This window comes from Shewanella sp. KT0246 (assembly GCF_019654955.1).
GTDB lineage: Bacteria > Pseudomonadota > Gammaproteobacteria > Enterobacterales > Shewanellaceae > Shewanella > Shewanella goraebulensis.
This window is the reverse complement of record NZ_BPEV01000010.1, coordinates 100,290-120,871: the sequence shown is the minus strand read 5'-3', so window position 1 is coordinate 120,871 and position 20,582 is coordinate 100,290. Positions and strand designations below refer to the sequence as shown.

General features: G+C 41.5%; 12 protein-coding genes and 1 pseudogene. 11 read left to right on the top strand and 2 right to left on the bottom strand.

The features are described 5' to 3' along the window. Positions 1-156: 156 nt before the first annotated feature. The 3 genes from K5Q58_RS06885 (at position 157) to K5Q58_RS06875 (ending at position 8,326) form a co-directional block, all read left to right on the top strand. Positions 157-1,059, top strand: coding sequence for a DMT family transporter (locus K5Q58_RS06885; protein ID WP_220753206.1), 903 nt, complete (start codon positions 157-159; stop codon positions 1,057-1,059). A gap of 259 nt (positions 1,060-1,318) precedes the next feature. Continuing rightward, positions 1,319-7,189, top strand: a complete 5,871-nt coding sequence (locus K5Q58_RS06880; protein WP_220753205.1) for a response regulator — start codon at positions 1,319-1,321, stop codon at positions 7,187-7,189. Positions 7,190-7,231: 42 nt separating this feature from the next. Continuing rightward, positions 7,232-8,326: a two-component system response regulator gene (locus K5Q58_RS06875; protein WP_220753204.1), complete on the top strand. Its 1,095-nt coding sequence runs from the start codon at positions 7,232-7,234 to the stop codon at positions 8,324-8,326. A 41-nt stretch (positions 8,327-8,367) separates the two neighbouring features. On the opposite strand, the gene K5Q58_RS06870 is transcribed toward K5Q58_RS06875, so the two are convergent. Beyond that, positions 8,368-9,909, bottom strand: a complete 1,542-nt coding sequence (locus tag K5Q58_RS06870; protein ID WP_220753203.1) for a response regulator — start codon at positions 9,907-9,909, stop codon at positions 8,368-8,370. A gap of 272 nt (positions 9,910-10,181) precedes the next feature. Continuing rightward, complete coding sequence (norR, locus tag K5Q58_RS06865; RefSeq protein WP_220753202.1) at positions 10,182-11,870, bottom strand: nitric oxide reductase transcriptional regulator NorR; 1,689 nt, start codon at positions 11,868-11,870, stop codon at positions 10,182-10,184. A 236-nt stretch (positions 11,871-12,106) separates the two neighbouring features. Here norR and norV point away from each other — a divergent pair, with 236 nt between their 5' ends. From norV to K5Q58_RS06825, 8 genes and pseudogenes are all read left to right on the top strand, one after another. Continuing rightward, on the top strand, positions 12,107-13,555 hold the full coding sequence (norV, locus tag K5Q58_RS06860; RefSeq protein WP_220753201.1) for an anaerobic nitric oxide reductase flavorubredoxin: 1,449 nt from the start codon (positions 12,107-12,109) through the stop codon (positions 13,553-13,555). A gap of 41 nt (positions 13,556-13,596) precedes the next feature. Then, positions 13,597-14,751, top strand: coding sequence for an NADH:flavorubredoxin reductase NorW (gene norW / locus K5Q58_RS06855; protein WP_220753200.1), 1,155 nt, complete (start codon positions 13,597-13,599; stop codon positions 14,749-14,751). Positions 14,752-14,841: 90 nt separating this feature from the next. Beyond that, a complete protein-coding gene (locus tag K5Q58_RS06850; protein WP_220753199.1) occupies positions 14,842-15,177 on the top strand; it encodes a DUF1971 domain-containing protein in 336 nt (111 codons plus the stop codon). Between the two features lie 153 nt (positions 15,178-15,330). After that, positions 15,331-15,621 carry a hypothetical protein gene (locus K5Q58_RS06845; RefSeq protein WP_374758483.1) on the top strand — a complete coding sequence of 97 codons (291 nt, stop codon included), beginning with the start codon at positions 15,331-15,333 and terminating at the stop codon, positions 15,619-15,621. A gap of 248 nt (positions 15,622-15,869) precedes the next feature. Then, positions 15,870-17,258 carry a DASH family cryptochrome gene (locus tag K5Q58_RS06840; RefSeq protein WP_220753197.1) on the top strand — a complete coding sequence of 463 codons (1,389 nt, stop codon included), beginning with the start codon at positions 15,870-15,872 and terminating at the stop codon, positions 17,256-17,258. Beyond that, positions 17,258-18,709 carry a deoxyribodipyrimidine photo-lyase gene (locus K5Q58_RS06835; RefSeq protein WP_220753196.1) on the top strand — a complete coding sequence of 484 codons (1,452 nt, stop codon included), beginning with the start codon at positions 17,258-17,260 and terminating at the stop codon, positions 18,707-18,709. The genes K5Q58_RS06840 and K5Q58_RS06835 overlap by 1 nt, the downstream gene beginning before the upstream one ends. After that, positions 18,709-18,855: pseudogene (locus tag K5Q58_RS21125) on the top strand (DUF2256 domain-containing protein); the annotation flags it as partial. The gene K5Q58_RS06835 and the pseudogene K5Q58_RS21125, both read left to right, overlap by 1 nt. 107 nt (positions 18,856-18,962) lie before the next feature. Beyond that, positions 18,963-20,534: a cryptochrome/photolyase family protein gene (locus K5Q58_RS06825; protein WP_220753194.1), complete on the top strand. Its 1,572-nt coding sequence runs from the start codon at positions 18,963-18,965 to the stop codon at positions 20,532-20,534. Positions 20,535-20,582 lie beyond the last annotated feature (48 nt).

The window sequence follows — 20,582 nt, the reverse complement described above, 5'->3', positions numbered from 1 at the left end:
GTTCTACTCCCTACTTTTAAATATCTAATAAGTTGTATGGTAGCCGCTAAATTCAAACAAGAGCCATAATATTGGTAATGCAAGTCAATTTAAGATGAGTTGTTGGTCGCTTGCGGTTAGTATGAATTAAGGGAAGCTAATATACCAAGGCCAGTGATGACAATTTCAAACGCAATGAGTGGACGTATTTGGGCGATGCTGATTGTGCTCTCCATATTATGGGGCGGGTCTTTTTTCTTTATTGGGGTTGTGGTTAATGAGTTGCCACCGCTTACCATCGTGACGTTACGAGTAGCCATTGCCGCAGTGACCTTATGGCTGATTGCGACCATTTTAGGCCATAAACCACCTAAAGCCCCCAGAATTTGGTTAGCATTTTTAGGGATGGGGTTACTTAATAACGCCATTCCTTTTGTGCTGATAGTATGGGGGCAAACCCAAATTGCCTCAGGGCTAGCTGCTATTTTAAATGCTGCTACGCCAATTTTTGCGGTCATAGTTGCCGGCTTTTTACTGCCAGATGAACGTCCGACAAGGCTTAAGCTGTTTGGTGTCGTTATTGGTTTTATAGGCGTGGTTGTAATGATTGGCATGCCAGCACTTGAAGGTGCGGAAAGTATATTAGCGCAACTTGCAGTGATAGGTGCTGCGCTGTCTTATGCCTTTGCTGGCGTTTATGGACGTCGGTTTAGAACGATGGCGGTAAGCCCAGTGATTACCGCAGCTGGTCAAGTGACTGCATCAAGTGTTGTGTTACTACCCATTACATTGATGGTTGATGGTCCGATTGATATTGCTGGTACTAGTATGCAAGCTTGGTCTGCAATAGCGGCATTAGCGATTGCTTCAACGGCAATTGCCTATGTGCTTTATTTTAAAATTCTCGAAATCGCTGGTGCCACCAATGTATTGTTAGTGACATTAATGGTGCCAGCTTCTGCCATTTTATTAGGCTCAGTATTTTTAAACGAATCGTTAGAGGCGATACATTTTGTTGGCATGCTGCTTATTGCATTGGGATTATCAGCTATTGATGGCAGGTTGTGGCAAAAATACTAGTCTATAAATTCAAGCCAATACAAATTTATGAAAAGTAGCTTTTCTAGTATCATTCTCTGGAAAAGTAGGCTTAAGTGAGATGTTTATATGGAAGAACATTGCACTATTACCTTATTAGTCTATGTAGGTGTTTTTGCTAATATATAATTATTTAAATCATAAGTTTATCTATATTCACTAAAATGATTAACACTTGTTAACGCTTTCATTTATGTGTAAATTTTGTGTTGCTCACTTCATGCGACAAGGATGCTATACCATGTTCTCCGGCCTTTCGATTACTCTGCAATATCGCCGCTTATACACAGTTATTATTGGCATTTTTTTAATGGTATTGTGCTCAGGTTTTTCTTTATCTCACGCTGAACCTCTTCCTGAAGCTTATAAACAACATTTGTCGAAAGGGGAGTTAAAAACCCTGACTACAGAGCTTAAGTATTATGATGAAATACTTACCTCATCAGTATTAAGTTACGCTTTTTCAGAGGACGAAAAGTGGCTTAATCGTTATCACGAAAATGAACCTAAGCTGGGCAAACTCATCAATGCGTTACTGTCACGACAAAACCCCGAAGATGAACAGCTTATACTCAAACTGGAAAAAATTAACGACCGACTCGTAGCACTTGAAGCGCAAACTATTGCGTCAATTAAATCAGGTCAACGTAAACAAGCTATGGAGACGATTAACAGTGATGAATACCATGAGCTTAAACAAAACTTTTTAGCGTTACTATTGGAGTTTGCCGAAACTGTTCAGCAACGTACAGGTGCTTTGAGCACCACTGAACAGCCTTTTCTTACTGACGAAGAACAGGAATGGATTGACAATAATAAAGTGATTATTGCTATCGACAATTGGCCTCCGATGCTATTCATGCTTGAGGATGGCACCATTGGCGGATTGGCTGGTGCTATTGTTAATAAAATCGTCGCAAATACTGGCTTAAAACTTGATATCGTCGAAGGGGAATGGAACAGCAATATTGAATTGTTTAAGCAGGGAAAAGTCGATTTAATTCCCGATGCTTATATGGAAGAAGATCGTAAACAATTTGGTCAGTTCACCACGCCTTTCTTTTTAGTACGCGAGTTATTTCATGTCAAAGATAGTAACAGTCACTTTAAAGGCAGCCTTGATTTAATTAACGCTAAGGTGGCTGTTCCACAGGGATATACCTCTATTGGTAAGCTACAGAAGCTATACCCAGATATCACCATTGTTGAAACCATATCGATGGAAGACTCAATTAATAAAGTGCTTTTAGGTGAAGTGGATGCATTGCTCGATTCAGAGTTAGCAATTCAACATGCGATGAGTTTACGCAATGATTCTGAGACTCTGAGGTCAATTAACGAAGATATATTTCCGCCTACATCAGTACATTTATATAGTCATAACCAACATCCTTTATTGCATTCAATATTACAAAAAGGTTTAGACTCTCTGAAATTAAGGGATTTGATGTTGACCAAAAATGATTGGTTAACAACGGGGACAGAGGTGGAAGAAAACCAAGAGCCTAAGCTCATTGATTCGCTATTAACAGTGATATTTGTAGTAGTGGGACTCTTGGTATTAACAACACTTTTTAGTTCGCGTATTTTGAAAGCCAGCGATAAAGAATTAGCCAATAAATTTGGTTCGAATCACTTCAAAAGGGGCATTTATATTGGATTAACAGTGCTATCGATTGTGCTCGTTGCCATCATCGCCATGATTTCAACCTATGTGGAAAAACAAAATCGCACTGAAGTGGAGTACAACTTAAATACTCTTCTGACTTCAACGCATCAGCGATTATTTTTTTGGGTAGATTATGAGTTAAATAGTCTGGAACAAGTCGGTAAAAATAAAGAACTAGTGTCAATGGTTGAACAACTACTGGTGATCCCAAGAAGCCGTGACTCGTTGTTGGAAGCACCGATTCAATCCCAAGTCAGGAAGTTTTTTAGTGATCGAGAAGGGGAGCCCGGTTCTTATGGTTTCTTTATTATTTCACCGGACATGATCAGCCTTTCTTCCCGTCGTAACTCTAATATTGGCGATATTAATCTTATCCAACAACATCGCCCAGAATTGTTACAACAAGTATTGGCAGGCGAAAATGTGTTTATTCCGCCTATTCGCTCTGATGTGTATTTTTCTGAGAACGTAAATAGCAGTGTGGATGATAAGCCTTCAACCATGTTTTTTGCTTCACCTGTGGTCAATAGTGACAATCAAGTGATTGCTATTTTAACTAAGCGAGTCAATTTTAAAGGGGTCTTTTCATCCATTCTCTCTGCTGGCTTCATCGGCCACAGTGGCGAAACCTATGCCGTAGATAAGACTGGGGTATTGTTATCGAATGTTCGATTTGCAAGTCAGTTAAAAGATATTGGGTTAATTGACGATAATCAACAGGCGTCTTTAAACATCAGAATTGCTGATCCAGTGATTAATTTATTAGAGGCAGACGAGAAAATTCCAGCTAATCCTAATTGGCTGCCCACTAAGATGGCGAGTGAAATTAGTAACAAAAACTCTGGATTTAACCTTGAGGGATACAATGACTATCGAGGCGTGAAAGTTGTAGGAAGCTGGCTATGGGATGAGCGTTTAAACATGGGTTTAGCTGCAGAGGTTGATTTTAATGAGTCATTTGCGCTGATTACGACATTTAAAAATACGCTTTGGGCAGTTGTATTTATCTCATTAACTTTACTACTTGGCAGTACCTTATTTACTCTTAGAGTAGGTACGCGAGCCACGCGGGCATTAACTCGTTCGCGTCATGAGTTAGAGAACTTAGTAAAAGATCGTACAGAAGCACTGCAAGTGACTATGCTGCGTAACCGCACCATCATTGATAATGCCTCTGACGGTATTATTGTGGTTAATGAGCAAGGGCTTATCGAAGAGTTTAGCCCGGCGGCAGAGCAAATTTTTGGCTACTCTGCAAACGAACTCGTGCAAAGTAATATCGAAGCCATTATCCAACCACCATTTCAAACTCAATATTTACAAGACAAGCTTGAAGGTCATGAGCGTTCGATTTATGAGTTAACAGGCATATGCAAAAACGGTAAGGAAATCACTATTGAAGTAGCAATTGGTGAAGCTAATATCGAAAAGGAACATATCTTTACCGGAATCGTCAGGGACACGACTCAGCGTAAAGAAGCTGAACAAGTGTTAAAAGACGCAAAACAACGGGCCGAAGCGGCGACTCGTTCTTTAGCAGAGCAAATGAAACTGCAACAATTGCTGATTGATACAGTACCTATTCCACTATTTTTTAAAGATGCTGAAGGAAAATTCTTAGGATTTAACAAAGCTTATGAAGATATATTCGCTGTTAATTCGAAGGATCTTATCGGTCTGAAAGTGACTGACTTAGCTTACTTAAGCGAAGAAGACCGCCTTCAATACCATGCCGAAGATGTTGATATCATTGCGAACCAGAAAACCATTAAAAGAGAAGTGATGATGCCATTTGCTGATGGCAATATGCACGACACACTTTATTGGGTGACGGGATTTAAAGATAGCAATGATAACCCAGGTGGTTTAGTGGGTAACTTTATTGATATCACCAACGAAAAAGAGAATGCCAGAAAGCTCGAATTAGCGGTCAAAACAGCAGATGAAGCGACCCAAGCTAAAAGTGACTTTTTAGCTAATATGAGTCATGAAATTCGTACCCCAATGAATGCCATTATTGGCATGAGCTATTTGACTCAGCAAACAGAGCTGACCCGTAAACAATCTGATTATGTGAGAAAAATTCAAAATTCTGCAGAATCATTGCTGGGCATTATCAATGATATTTTAGACTTTTCTAAAATTGAAGCTGGCAAGTTAGAACTCGAGGTGACTCCTTTTAATCTTACTGAAAGTTTCGATAGTTTGGTGGAAATTATCTCTCATAAGATCCAGCAAAAAGGACTTGAATTACTCATCGATGTTGACCCTAATTTACCCGTGAGCTTAAAAGGTGATCCGCTCAGACTTGGTCAGGTGTTAATTAACTTGGCAAATAATGCCGTTAAGTTCACAGATTCTGGCGAAATTATTGTAAAAGCCAAGTTGCTTGAGAAGCAAGAGGATGAAATTTTTGTCGAGTTCTCAGTGAGAGACACTGGGATCGGTATGAGCCCTGAACAACAGGCTAAGTTGTTCAAGTCATTCAGTCAGGCCGATGCTTCGACGACGCGCAAATACGGTGGAACTGGTTTAGGGCTAACAATCAGTAAAACACTGACAGAAATGATGCAAGGTGATATCTGGGTTGAAAGTATACAAGGAGAAGGAAGCACATTTTTATTCACGGCTAAGTTCCTATTGTCTGACTCAAACAGCATTGTTCAGCCAGCTTCTTCGACAAGTCTTTTAAACCTTCCAGTGCTTATTGTTGATGACAGTGTCGCAGCTCGTGAAATTTTATTTACTTTATCTGAGAGTTTAGGTTTCTTACCCGATGTTGCAGCCTCTGGCCATGAAGCAATAGAAAAAATACAAGAAGCAGATGAGAAGGGGGCTCCATATCAGTTAGTGCTTGCTGATTGGAAAATGCCCCAAATGGACGGGTTAGACCTGTGTAGAGCAATTAACACTAACGAGACTTTATCAGCCTTGCCTAAGATGGTGATAGTCACTGCCTACGATAGAGACGAGATGCTTAAAAAAGCCAGTGATATTGGCTTAGATAGTGCCATCACTAAACCGGTTAGTGCCTCTACATTATTAGATACCGTGATGAGTGTTATGGGGAAAAAGTCACTGATAAAACCGAAATCAAACAGTGACAAGTTGAATGTTTCAGCGGCTAAAGACATTGTCGGTGCTCATGTACTATTGGTTGAAGATAATGATATTAACCAAGAGATTGCGATTGAACTGCTCAATATGGCAGGTATCAAGGTTTCTTCTGCATGGAATGGCGAAGAAGCGGTGTCAATGAGTCTAGCCTTTGAGTACGACGCTATTTTGATGGACATTCAAATGCCAGTTATGGATGGGTATGAAGCGACCAGAGCAATTAGGTTACAAGCGAATAGGCAATCTATCCCGATTATTGCAATGACAGCCAATGCAATGAGTGGAGATAAAGAAAAATGTACAGATGCAGGAATGAACGATCATATTCCGAAGCCAATAAACCCACAGGAAGTGTATAAAACCTTAGCTAAATGGATCGAACCGACAGGGAAAACATGGCAGGAAATAGCCCCAGAAGAGCCATCAGATGCAGAGGCTTCAGCTGAAGTAAGTACGCTCGACTTACCTGATTTTGATGTTAGTGCAGCGCTTGAACGTTTATCTGGGAATGAAAAAACTTACCGTAAAATGTTGAAAAAAGTCGCTGCCAGAGAGGCGGATGCGATTCAAAGAGTTGCTGATGCCATTGCTGAAAATGATATAACTTCCGCAATTATAGCAATCCATACGATTAAAGGGGTGGCTGGTAATATTGGGGCGAGTTTTGTTGTGCCGCCAGCAGCTAAACTTGAATCAGCCCTTAATGTGCAAAAACAAGATGATGAGTGTGCTCTTAATGAAGAAATAGAGAGGCTTATGAGTGAGTCTCAGATCCAAATCAGTAAGATGGTATCGACAATTGAAATGGCGATAACAGCACCAACATCAACACCAACAACAGAACACACCTTGTCGATTTCTAATGCGCAATTTGAGTTGCAGTGTGAAAAGTTAAGGGAGCAAATTGAGCTTCTAGATAGTACCGCAGTAGATCAATTAGATATGCTACTCGAGTCAACTAAAGGGCTTGAACAGCACTTTGGTTTGAAGCTACATGCTGCGTTATCAGAGTATGATTTTGATGAAGCTGAAGTCTTACTTGAACAATTTAAACAAGAAACCATTGAACAATTAACAGCTGAGAGTGTTGATATCAACACTGTGACAATGAGCTCTGAGGCTCTGCTTGAACCACTTAAAGCAATAGAAGCACAAATAGAAGATTTTGACGCCACCGTGGTAGACAGTGTTGAAACATTATTGGAAAAAGAGCTGGAAGCGAGCATAAATCAGCAGCTAGAGGCATTGCATAGCACGCTTGGCGAGTATGACTTTGAAGCAGCAGAAGCGCAAATTAAGCAGTTAATCGCTACATTAGAGCACTAATTTACGGATAAAGAAGCAATCAATATCGATAGGGATAGGGAAATGGTTGAAGTTAAAAAAGCAACAATACTTGCCGTTGATGATACAGCGACCAACATTGAAGTGGTAAAAGGGGTGCTATCGCAAGATTATCTTATACAAGCAGCATTAAGTGGCAAAGTTGCATTAAAAATTATCGAAAAACGAAAGCCTGACTTAATTCTACTTGATGTCATGATGCCTGAAATGGACGGTTATGAAGTCTGTAAGACATTAAAATCGAATGAAGAAACCCAAGATATACCTGTTATATTCTTAACCGCAAAAGTGCAAGAAGAAGATGAAACTAAAGGCCTAGCACTTGGCGCTGTGGATTATATTACCAAGCCCATTAGCCCTGCAATTTTGAAAGAGCGAGTGAAAAATCATTTACTGTTAAAAGCTTCCCGTGATCTCATGGCGCGTCAAAATGAAATCCTTGAGGAGCGTGTTATTGAACGCACTAAGCAATTAGCTGAAATACAAGATGTGGCGATGGTGGCGATGGGGGCATTAGCTGAATCGCGTGACCCTGAAACAGGTAACCATATTCGTCGTACCCAGCACTACGTCAGAGTACTGGCTAAACAATTGGCTAAAAAAGAAGGCTTTAGCGATATTCTAACACCGGAAGTTATAACTGCCATGTATAAGTCGGCACCGCTACACGATATCGGTAAAGTGGGCATTGAAGATAGTATCTTACTTAAACCAGGTAAGCTGACCGATGAAGAGTTTGAAATCATGAAGAAGCATACCACCTATGGTAGAGATGCTATTTCGGCGGCGGAGAAGTCCATGAATGTGGCTGATAACTTCTTAGTGTTTGCCAAAGAAATCGCCTATTCTCATCAAGAAAAATGGGATGGTTCAGGTTACCCAGAAGGGTTAGCAGGTGAAGCTATTCCGTTATCAGCAAGATTAATGGCTGTAGCGGATGTTTACGATGCACTGATTAGTAAACGGGTTTATAAACCTTCATTTACCCATGAAAAAGCAGTGAGTATCATTTTAGAAGGTAAAGGCAGCCATTTTGACCCAATTATGGTCGATTGCTTTATGGAAATCACTGATGAATTTAATGACATTGCAAAACAATTTTTTGATGAAGAGTCGTGAAGTGCAATTTAATAGCGACTCACGATAGGTGAGTCGCTTATTTATTTCGATCGTTTTAAGCGAACACTTAATGTTGTGCCACTTTGTAGATCACTGGTAAAAGCCACATCTCCGCCTTGGGCTTTTGCTGAAAGCATAGCTGAATAAGTGCCGATCCCCGTTCCGTTCGATTTACCTGAAGTCACAAATTTATCAAAAAAACGTTGCTGAATTCTTGCCGGAATTTCCCCATCATTATGGATATTAATTGTTAGCCAGTTTTCATCAGTTAATTGGGATAGATGAATTTTACTTTTCTCTGGTGCGGCTTCTATAGCATTAGCGATGAGGTTATGAAACAAGTTTAAACTCAATACTTTATCGCCCATAAAATGTACGTCTGCGGCAATTTTCGTTGAGACAAAAACTTGGTGGCTTAGGCTTTTTGGCTTGAGCCCGAATAATACTTCATTGATTAATTTAAATGCGTTAATCGCCTCTGAATCACATTGAGCTGAGTTATTTTCAAGCTTGTAAATCAGCATATGATCATCGACCATTTTTTGTATAGAAGAAGCAGAGCTTTGCAATATCTCGACTTCTTCATTACAACCGACATTTTTACTGCCGATGATTTCTGTAGCAGCAACAATCGTTGATAGAGGCCCTTTTAAATCATGATGCATGATCCGCTCTATTTCATCTTTCAAACGGGCATTTTCAAGCAAAGTATCAAGCTGTTTACTGACATCTTTACGTTGTTCTACAAGGCGTATATGGGTGGCGACTCTTGCTTTAGTGATTTCTGGTGAAATAGGTTTAGTAATGTAATCAACAGCACCTAAATTTAGACCTTTAATTACATCTTTATCTTGGGAAAGAGCCGAGATAAAAATAATCGGGATATGCTCTGTTAGCGGATCTGACTTGAGCTGTTTACACACTTCAAGTCCGTCCATGTCAGGCATCATAATATCAAGCAATATGAGGTCAGGTTTAACTTCTTGCTGGCAAATATCTAATGCCTTCTGCCCAGATAAACAAGCTTTTAATTTGTATTGGCTTTTCAGTAACTCAGTTAAAATAGCGACGTTATTAGCATTATCATCAACAATTAATAATGTGGATAAATCAGCCTTGATATCTTTGATTTTTTCAGCAGGCTTATCATTTACTGTTTTTACTGCAACTTGTCTGACTGGGCTATTGAACGCACTTGAAATCTTATCTTTGAGTGTAGACTGATTAAATGGCTTGATAAGATACTCTGTTACGCCAAGCTCGATAGCTTGTCTAACATCGTTATGATTTACATTGGCGGTAAGCATCATAAATGGCACATTACGATGTTCAGATTGGCCCTGACGAATCGCTTTTAAAAGTCCTAAGCCATTCAGTTTAGGCATATTCCAGTCTGAAATGATTAAGTCTACTTTTTCTTCTTCTAGTATTTGCAGCGCCTCTTTACCGTGGGCTGCTTTAATCACTTTTTTAAATCCTATGGAAATTAGCATGCTGCCAACGGTTTTCAACATGGCAGGAAAGTCATCGACAATTAGCACCGTTAATCCTGAATATTTATTGATAAGGTGAACAGGCTGCAAAGTATGACTCCTAGAATTCGAACGTTATTAGATAATACTCTGCTTTTATTTACTTTTCAGTAATCATTGTGAAACAAAGTGCAAATTAATTTGAGAGGAGATTTGTTAAGTTTGAAAGGTAAATTAAGCAAGCTTTGTCGGTCAAAAGTATTGAAATTGTTGTTATTAAGCATGACCGACAGACTATGCAAAAAACCATATTAATTAGGAAATCGATTAATACTATTTGTAGATTTAAGACTATTCATATTGATTAATACTCTTCATATCGATTACTGCTTTATGCCTAAACGTTTAGCTAAGCGATGTAAGTTACCTGTATCTAAACCGAGTTCACGTGCTGTGGCAGACCAGTTTTGTTGATTTTGCTGGTAGCTTTGTTGAATTAGCTGTTTTTGAAAGTCTTCGGTGGCTTGTTTGAAGTTTTGACAGCTGATGTTCGCGCTGGTGTCGGAGTTGTTGGCTGCCGAAATATTGGCTGCTGAGCTACTAACATTTGAGCCATGAGCATTTGAGCTATGAGCATTTGAGCTATGAGCATTTGAGCTACTTTCATTCGAGCTACTTTCATTCGAGCTATTATCATTCAAGCCGTGAGCACTCGAGCTTTGCAAATTAATATGCTCAATGTCGAGGGTGATTTGCTTAACCTTCTGTCTATTATCTGCAGTTAATGGCGCCTTACTACTTGCCTTTGCTAATACTGCAGCGCGGCTAATGAGGTGTTCAAGTTCGCGAATGTTTCCCGGCCAAGTGTAGTCTTTTAAAGTTTGAGTCAGCGACTCACTTAAACGTATGTTGCTAAGATTTAACTTACGGCACATGCGCTCAGCAAAGAATCCTGCTAGTAGAATGACATCACCTTCACGTTCCCGAAGCGGTGGCACTGCGATGGGGAAGACGCTTAAACGATGGTATAAATCGGCTCTAAATCTACCTGCTTTAACTTCTTCGTGCATGCTGCGATTGGTCGCTGCGACGATACGGGTATTAACAGTTATATGGCGGTCATCACCCACACGCTGGATGTCACCATATTGCAGTGCTCGCAATAATTTAGCTTGCAACGATAGTGATAACTCGCCGATTTCATCTAGGAATAAAGTTCCGCCATCGGCTTGTTCAAATTTACCTTTGCGGTTGCTGATAGCACCAGTAAACGCGCCTTTTACATGGCCAAATAACTCACTTTCAGCTACCGATTCAGGTAAAGCTGCACAGTTTAAATAAACTAGTTGATTGCTTTCACGGTTCGATTGCTGATGAATAGCACTGGCGACAAGCTCTTTACCAACACCGGTTTCCCCCATGATAAGTACAGTCAAATCGGTATTGGCCACGGCATTTATTTGCTCTTTTAGCGCTTGCATATTGGCTGACTGACCAATCATTTCAATTCTGTCACCACGGCGTGAGGTGAGAGTTTGATTTTCAATTGTAGAAACACTGGTTTGTTTTTCTAATTGCTCAATGAGTAAAGCCGTGTGCAAGCCGCTGGCAGCAAGGGCACTAACAAAGCGTAAATCTTCGTTGCGCAGTAAATCGAACTGACCAGGGTCAAAGGCATCAATGGTAATCGCACCAATCAGGCGGTCATCAATCAGCAGTGGTAACCCAATACATGAATGCACCTGCAGCTTTTCATCATGGTTTGAGATTAAGCCATCATAAGGATCGGCAAGGTGGCTATCAGCTGGAAATCGAACGATATCGCCAGCGCGAGCTATGGCTTCAAGGCGAGGGTGATCATCGATGACAAAGCGGCGACCGAGTACATCATCCGCTAAGCCATTGATAGCCAATGGGGTAAATTGCTGATCTTGATACAATAAAAGCGCCGAGGCATCGCAATTTAACACCTGACGAATGGTGGCGAGTAAACGATCGAATCTATCGGGGGTTGTGAGCCCTGAGTTTAAGTCTTGGGTAATACTTTGCCATTGCACCATTAAAGAAATCATCAGCAGTACTCTTTCGCCCAGCGAGTTAATTGAAAGTTTGTCAATATGACAATTGTAGTGTCACTTTGACAAAAGTAAAGTTTGTCATTATGACATGGTTTGATGGGCTGGTATTTACCAATTCGTTATTTTTTAATGGGTTATACAATTGGCACGTCTAGTGCAATTACTCAAATAGGAAACGAAATAACAAATTATTTAACTCGATTACTATTTGAAGCACTAGGTATTAGATTATGACTATTCATGTAAAAAACAACATTCATTGGGTCGGACAACGTGACTGGGAAATCCAAGATTTTCACGGCACCGAATATAAAATGACCCGCGGCACCTCTTATAACAGCTATCTGATCCGTGAAGAAAAAACCGTTTTAATTGATACCGTCGATCATCGTTTTAGTCATCAGTTTATTCAAAACTTAGCAATGGAAATCGATTTAAATACTATCGACTACATTGTGATTAACCATGCTGAAGAAGATCACTCGGGTGCGTTATCAGCCTTAATGGAAAAAATTCCTAATACACCTATCTATTGTACAGAAGCGGCAATCGATTCGATTGTTGGGCATCATCATCACCCAGAATGGAATTTCAAAACCATTAAAACCGGTGAAAGCTTGGATATTGGTAATGGTAAACAACTGATATTTATTGAAGCGCCAATGCTGCATTGGCCTGACAGTATGATGACTTACATGACAGAAGATGCGGTGCTATTTAGTAATGATGCCTTTGGTCAGCACTATTGCGATGAGCATTTATTTAACGATGAAGTTGATCAAAATGAATTAAAAGAGCAGTGCTTACGCTACTACGCCAACATTCTTACCCCGTTTAGTAGCCTAGTAACGGCTAAAATCCATGAAGTATTAAGCTTTAATGTGCCAGTGGACATGATTGCTACTTCGCACGGCATTGTTTGGCGTGATAACCCAACGCAAATCATTCATCAATACCTTGAGTGGGCGGATAATTATCAAGAAGACAAAATCACCATTTTCTACGATTCCATGTCAAACAACACCCGCATGATGGCTGATGCCATTGCCCAAGGGATCCATGATGTAGACCCCGGAGTAGCGGTAAAAGTGTTTAATGTGTCAAAGCATGATAAGAATGAAATCTTATCGCATACCTTCCGTTCAAAAGGCGTATTAGTTGGCTCATCAACGATGAACAACGTAATGATGCCTAAGATTGCTGGCATGCTCGAAGAAATCACCGGCCTTCGCTTTAAAGAGAAAAAAGCTGCAGCCTTTGGTAGCTATGGCTGGAATGGCGGCGCTGTAGATCGCATTCATGCACGCTTAACTGATGCGGGTTTTGAAACTGCAATCAGTTTAAAAACTAAATGGCGCCCAGATGGCAAAGCCATGCGAGAGTGTCGTGAACATGGCCGACAAATTGCTAAGCAGTGGGCTTTGCATGCGTTATCACCTGATGTGCAATCTGTTGAGGTTCAAAATGAAATGGCATTGTCAGAGTCAACAGCGCCTGAGCAACATCCTGCAGATTGTCAGTGCATGATTTGTACTGTGTGTAACTGGATTTATGATCCTGCCATCGGTGAGCCTAATCAAGGTGTTGAAGCGGGAACGCGTTGGGCGGATGTGCCTGATTACTTTCTCTGTCCTGAATGCAACTTAGGTAAAGATGTGTTTGCAGAGCATAACGCTTAATTCGCGTTTGTATTGATGAGTTACAGGTTGAGGATATCATGATGACAGCTCCAATTATCATTATTGGCAGTGGTTTTGCTGCCTATCAATTGATTAAAAATATTCGTAGACAAGATAACGAAGTGGCTATTCAGGTTTTTACTGGCGATAACGGTGATGAATATAACAAGCCCGATTTAAGTCATGTATTTACTAAACAGCAAGATGCAGATGCCCTAGTACTTCAATCTGGAGCTGCATTTGCAAAGCAATACAAGGTCAGCTTATTTGCTAATACTTGGGTTGATGACATTGATACCCAAGCACAAAGTATTTTCGTTAATGGGCAAGCATACCCATATTCGAAACTGGTTTTCGCTACAGGCGCCAGCGCTTTTGTACCGCCAGTGTTAGGTGATGGCGCAGGAAAAGTGCTGACGTTAAATAGCCTTGCAGAATATAAACGTTCGCAGGAGCAGATTAACTCAGCTAATGCTGTGTTGATTATGGGGGGAGGACTTATTGGTATTGAGCTTGCGATGGATTTACAAGCCAGTGGTAAGCAAGTGGTTGTAGTTGAACCCAATGGCAGAATATTGGCTAATGTCGCCCCTGATTTTGTTGCACTCAAACTTGAGCAGCAGCTACTGAGTGGTGGAGTGAGATTATCGTTAAATGATGCGGTTACCACTGTTCAGCTACAAGGCTATCTATCTGGCTCGAACAAACTGAATGTGGTGACTAAAACGGGTAAACAGTTTCAGGTTGATTGCGTGATATCTGCAGCAGGGCTTAGACCTAACACTCAGTTAGCTAAGCAAGCTGGTGTCGATGTTAATCGCGGCATTATGGTCAATAGCCAATTGATGACCTCAGATAGTCAGGTTTATGCCTTAGGTGATTGTGCGGAAATAAACGGCAAAGTCATGGCTTACTTACAACCGATAGTACTTAGCGCCAATGTCCTCGCTAAACAACTTTTAGGACAAGAGTCTGAACTTAAATTACCGCCAATGATGGTGAAAGTGAAAACACCTTCATATCCGATTCAAGTGGGTGGTCAATTTAGTACTGATTCTGCTTGGAAGGTCAACTTTAATCAACAAAGTGTCAGTGCTGAAGCCTTTGATGAAAATGACAATATGACAGGGTTTGTGGTCACGAATAACCATGTGCAGCAGGCGTTTTCGTTATTGAGAAAAGTGCTAATTAATTAGTCGTCAATTTATGAGTGTTCAAACAGCTAATACTCAATTAATACTGAACTAGTGTAGGCGGTAAATAAGCCTGCTTATGAGGAGATTTATATGAGCCATCAACGTATTCCTAGCCATTGGAAAATCCAACGCTCAACGCCATTTTTTACCAAAGAAACGGTGCCAGCAGCATTATTGAGTCATCATAATACGGCCGCTGGTGTATTTGGGCAGTTATGCGTCATGGAAGGTGTGGTCACTTATTACGGTTTTGCCGATTCTGAGGCAACGGAACCAGAGGTCAAAGTTGTTATTCCGGCAGGCAGTTTTGCCACAAGTCCACCAGAGTATTGGCATCGTATTGAACTCAGTGATGATGCACAATTTAATATTAACTTTTGGTCTGATAAGGATAAGTCAGGCGAGAAAATGTTTAACGCAAAATAAAGACAATCACCTATCTTTGCTGGCAGTGAAGGCTTGGCCCGTTGGGACAAGCTTTGATTGTTGAGCGAGCTGTTTTTATCTGCGGTTTTTTGTAAGATGAGATAACCCCTGTCATTATCCCGCTAGATTTTATTATCAAGGACGTGAACCATGATAAAAAGCTCAACGTTAATAGTGATACTTAGGACTTGTATTTGTTGTGGCATTTGTCTGATTTTACTTGGTATTTATCTACATAACTTTAACCACACTGTTGAAGTGATGGGAGTGAAGGGGATTATTCTCAGCGCCATGTGTGTGGCATTTGGGATGGTGTTGTCTTTGCCGACGAAAATGTATTTAACCCTAGTGCTGGTTAATCATGAAAACCATCAACGTGAACTTGAGCAGCAACAAAATGCCAGTCGCAAGTCTCACACCAAAGCGCAGCCAAACGATCCCTAACATCTCCCTTAGCTGTGAATCAAAAGCCGTAGCAAAGCGGCATAAACTATCACAGAGCGACTTAAGCCTTAGCAAAGCGCTATAAACCATAGCAAAGCGGCATAAACTTTAGCAAAGCGGTATAAGTCTATTTGTTATTGTTCAGTACAGATCTTCCCACCTCTCACTTAGCTGTTCACTTTTCTAGTAAACCTTTCAGGTGTGCGCTTCGTATCAATAGCATGTTTGAATAATCTCTAGGGTGTGTTTTGTCAGACAATCGCTGCTTATTTGTGTTTACTCAAGACCTTCGCTTACACGACAACGTGGCGCTGAATTCGTTATTGCGTCACGCGCAATCAGTGCAGCATGGTGGTCGCTCAAACCAGCAAACGCCAAGTTTGGCTTTTGCCTATGTGTTTGATGAGCAATGGTTTACACCAAGATGTTACCAGCAGCAATCAATGGGGCCACACAAACTCAGTTTTTTACTGCAATCCTTGGCAGACCTTCAACAACAGCTCAGTGTATTAGGGCACTCATTGCAGTTATATTTTGGTAATCCTGTTGCAGTGGTTACTCAGTTGGCCGAACAAAACCGCATAAATGCGCTAGGTTACAGTAAATCAGTGGGCTGGGATGAAAGGCAATCTTGGCAGCAAATAGGTAAAAACCTGCCAGATGTCACTCTACTTGCACAGTGGAATAATGGTTTGTTCAATCAACAACAAATGACGCCTTATATTGATGCAATGAACAGCTTCTCGCAGTTTCGCCGTAAAGTTGAAAAGGCGAAGTTAGCAGTGGAGTTACCTTGCGATACCTTCAATGGTATTTCGCCACACCCAATCACTTTAGTTAGCCAATATGAAACCGACTTCAGTCAGTTTCAAGCGACATCTTCCGTTATATTTTCTGGCGGTGAAAAGGCGGCTAATAAGCATATTGAGCATTATTTTTCGAGTCATTATGCCAGCGACTATAAACAAACTCGTAATGCACTCGATGGCTTTGAACATTCGACTAAATTCAGTCCATTTCTCGCTTTCGGTAATGTGTCGGCAAGGGCGTTATGGTCACAGCTAAAGCAATATGAGCGCATACATGGCGCGAATGACTCTACATACTGGATAGGCTTTGAACTGCTTTGGCGGGAGTATTTTCATTGGCTTGCTTGGCAACATGGCCCGCAGTTATTTAATTTCAAAGGCCAAGCAACAGTCATGCCTCTGACAAGTTTTTTCCCTGAGCGATTTAAAAAATGGTGCTTAGGTAATACTCCTTATCCTTTGGTCAACGCTTGCATGAAACAGCTTAATACGACGGGTTACATGTCTAACCGTGGGCGACAGATTGTAGCCAGTTGTTTAGTGAATGAATTAGGCCTTGATTGGCGCTATGGCGCTGCCTATTTTGAGCAACAACTGATTGATTATGATGTGGCATCTAACTGGGGAAACTGGCAGTACATTGCTGGCGTTGGTGTCGATCCACGTGGTGGTCGCCATTTCAATATCGAAAAACAAACAGCCATGTACGACCCTCAGCATGTTTTTATTCGCCATTGGTTGGGCGAGCAATGGCAGCAAGAGCTAGCGTTAAACTTAGATAGCCTTGATGCTGCCGATTGGCCACAAGAACATCAGGAGGCTGGCTAATGCCTATAGCGGTTGTGTGGCTTAAACGAGACTTACGCTTGTCTGATCACGCGCCTTTATTGGAGGCAATTAATTCGGGTTTGCCTGTATTACTTTTATATTGTTTTGAGCCCATAGTCGTTAACGACAAACACACTTCCGCTCGCCACTTACAGTTTATTAAGCAATCCTTGCAGGATATCGAGCACCGAGTCCCTCAAGGTGCGTTACGTTGCAGCCTTGATAACGTGACAGAAACCTTAACAGACTTACATCAGCAATTTGGTATATCGGCGTTATATTCACATCAAGAGGTGGGGCTTAATAGTACCTTTGAACGTGACATTGAAGTAGGGCAGTGGTGTGAGATTCAAGGCATTGATTGGCATGAAACACCCTATGCGGCAGTGATACGAGGTTTATCTGATAGGCAAAATTGGGACAAGCACTGGCAAAAGGTCATGCGTGCGCCCTTGGTAAATATTGATTTATCGGTAATTGATTGGCTGATTGATGATGAAGCGAAAGGTTCATTGAGTCGATGTGCTGCCTCGCTGCCCAACGCTATAGGCACATTTCAATATGGTGGCGAACAATCAGCTTGGCAAACGCTAACGTCGTTTTTTGAAGGGCGTGGCCAATCTTATGCGTACTCATTATCGAGCCCACTGTTAAGCCAAACCCACTGTTCACGCCTGTCGGCATATTTGGCGTGGGGCAATATAAGTTTGCGTCAGGTATACCAGCAACTTTTACAACACTGGAACACCAAAGGCTGGCGGCGCAGTCTGGTGGCGTTAAGCTCAAGGCTGCACTGGCATTGCCATTTTATCCAAAAGTTTGAAAGTGAATCAGCAATGGAGTTTAGACCAGTTAATCGTGGCTACATTGATTTACCACGAGCCGAAGGGGTCGCTGCTATGCTCAAGTTAGAGGCATGGAAAACCGGTAAAACAGGTATTCCTATGGTGGATGCGTGTATGCGATGTTTAATTCACACGGGCTACATCAACTTTAGAATGCGTGCCATGTTAGTGAGTTTTCTGACCCATCATTTACAGCTTGATTGGCGTTTAGGTGTGCAGCATCTTGCCCAGCTGTTTTTAGACTTTGAGCCAGGGATCCATTACAGCCAATTCCAAATGCAAGCTGGGGTTACTGGCATCAATACCATTCGGATTTATAACCCTGTAAAGCAAGGTATCGAAAAAGATTCTGATGGCGAGTTTGTCAAAAAATGGTTACCTGAACTGGAAGATATTCCAGCTCCTTTAGTGCATTCACCTTGGATGTTGTCACCAATGGAGCAAATGATGCATCAAGTGCAACTCGGTATTGAATACCCTGAGCCAATCGTCGACCTAAGCCAAAGCTATAAAGCGGCGCAAAGCCTATTGTGGCAATGGCGCAGCCGACCTCAAGTCAAGCAAGAGGCCCAACGCTTGTTGCAGCGACATGTTAGGCAGGGTTGATGAGAAAATCACAAGGGATAAAAAGCACCTTACCAGACAAAATATGTCTAGTGTGTCAGCGACCATTTAGCTGGCGTAAAAAATGGAAACGGGATTGGCCTAATGTGAAGTTCTGCTCTAAGCGCTGTGCGGGTGAAAGACGATCAGTTAATGCAAGCTTAGCGAAAACCTTACCCGCAAATAGCTTACTCGTGAATACAAAACTGACTAAGGCTGAATTAGCTAATAAGCCATTAGTTAAAAAGGAAACGTCATGAAAACAGCCAATCGATTACGACTGATTTTAGGCGATCAACTTAATGCGTCACACTCTTGGTTTCGCCAGACCTGTCCAGAGACTTTATATGTTATTGCTGAGCTAAAACAAGAAACAAACTACACCCGTCATCATGGGCAAAAGGTGTGTGCTTTTTTTGCGGCAATGGCCGCCTTTGCTAAAGCACTGCAGCAAGCTGGGCATCGTGTGTGCTATTTAACGTTAGATGACACTGCGTCATTTACAGATTTACCTGAATTACTCCATAGCCTGATTGAGCAATACCAAGCTACACAGTTTGAGTATCAGCGGCCTGATGAGTATCGCCTGCGAGAGCAGTTAGCGAATGACATGCATTTCAACACAGGCGTTACGACTCAAGCCTACGAAACTGAACACTTTTATTTATCTGATTCAGAGCTCAATGAGTACTTCAAAGCAGGTAAGAAACACCGTTTAGAGCACTTTTATCGCAAGATGCGTAAACGCGTTAATTTACTGATGGATGGAGACAATCCAGAAGGTGGGCAATGGAACTATGATGCTGAAAACAGGAAAAAGTTAACTCCTGCCGACTTTGAACATGTACCCGAAGCGTTAGTCTTTAGTCATGATGTTAGCGAAATAATTGCACGGCTAAAACGCCATGACATTCACACCATAGGTAACATGTCACAGACCTTGCTTTGGCCAGTAACACGTCAGGAGGCACAGGATTTATTAGTGCATTTTTGTCGCGTTTGTTTAGTGCGTTTTGGCCAATTTCAAGATGCGATGACAGGCCAACTTGATACCTTGCTTTCTCAGCGACAATGGAGTCTATACCACTCTCGGCTATCCTTTGCCATTAATAGCAAAATGCTCAGTCCACAACATGTGGTCGACACCGCGATTGCATCTTATCGCCAAGCAGAGGGTGCCATCTCAATAGCTCAAATTGAAGGGTTTGTTCGTCAAATTTTAGGTTGGCGTGAATTTGTCCGTGGCGTGTATTGGGCCAATATGCCCGAGTATCAACAGTTAAACCATTTAGATGCTACCCAAGCTTTGCCCAGTTGGTTTTGGGACGCTAATACCAAGATGAATTGTCAACATCATGCCATTAAACAATCCCTCGATTATGCCTATGCTCATCATATTCAGCGTTTAATGGTCACGGGTAACTTTTGCCTGATTGCTGGCATTCATCCGGATGAAGTAGACCAGTGGTATTTAGGTATTTATATTGATGCGATTGAGTGGGTTGAAATGCCCAATACCCGAGGGATGAGCCAGTTTGCTGATGGTGGCATTGTTGGCTCAAAAGCCTATGCCGCTAGCGGTAACTATATTAAAAAAATGAGCGACTATTGCACAGACTGCCACTACAAGGTGAATCAAATTGACACAGAGGATGCGTGCCCGCTGAACTCGATGTATTGGCACTTTATGGATAAGCATCAACACAGTTTTAATGCCAACCCTCGCACTAGAATGGTGTACGCCAATTGGCTTAAAAAACCAGAGGCTGACAGGGCTCGTATACTTAAGCATGCCCACGGGTTATTAGCCAATTTAGATAATATCTAATGCTCAGTCTAATGCTCAGTCTCAATCTCAATCTCAATCTCAGTCTCA

Excerpts from the sequence above, each read along its gene's own strand:
- K5Q58_RS06850 (WP_220753199.1), top strand. The coding sequence starts at position 14,842 with ATGAGCCATCAACGTATTCCTAGCCATTGGAAAATCCAACGCTCAACG.
- K5Q58_RS06835 (WP_220753196.1), top strand. The coding sequence starts at position 17,258 with ATGCCTATAGCGGTTGTGTGGCTTAAACGAGACTTACGCTTGTCTGAT.
- norW (WP_220753200.1), top strand. The coding sequence starts at position 13,597 with ATGACAGCTCCAATTATCATTATTGGCAGTGGTTTTGCTGCCTATCAA.
- K5Q58_RS06875 (WP_220753204.1), top strand. The coding sequence starts at position 7,232 with ATGGTTGAAGTTAAAAAAGCAACAATACTTGCCGTTGATGATACAGCG.
- norR (WP_220753202.1), bottom strand. The coding sequence starts at position 11,870 with ATGATTTCTTTAATGGTGCAATGGCAAAGTATTACCCAAGACTTAAAC.
- norV (WP_220753201.1), top strand. The coding sequence starts at position 12,107 with ATGACTATTCATGTAAAAAACAACATTCATTGGGTCGGACAACGTGAC.
- K5Q58_RS06880 (WP_220753205.1), top strand. The coding sequence starts at position 1,319 with ATGTTCTCCGGCCTTTCGATTACTCTGCAATATCGCCGCTTATACACA.
- K5Q58_RS06825 (WP_220753194.1), top strand. The coding sequence starts at position 18,963 with ATGAAAACAGCCAATCGATTACGACTGATTTTAGGCGATCAACTTAAT.
- K5Q58_RS06885 (WP_220753206.1), top strand. The coding sequence starts at position 157 with ATGACAATTTCAAACGCAATGAGTGGACGTATTTGGGCGATGCTGATT.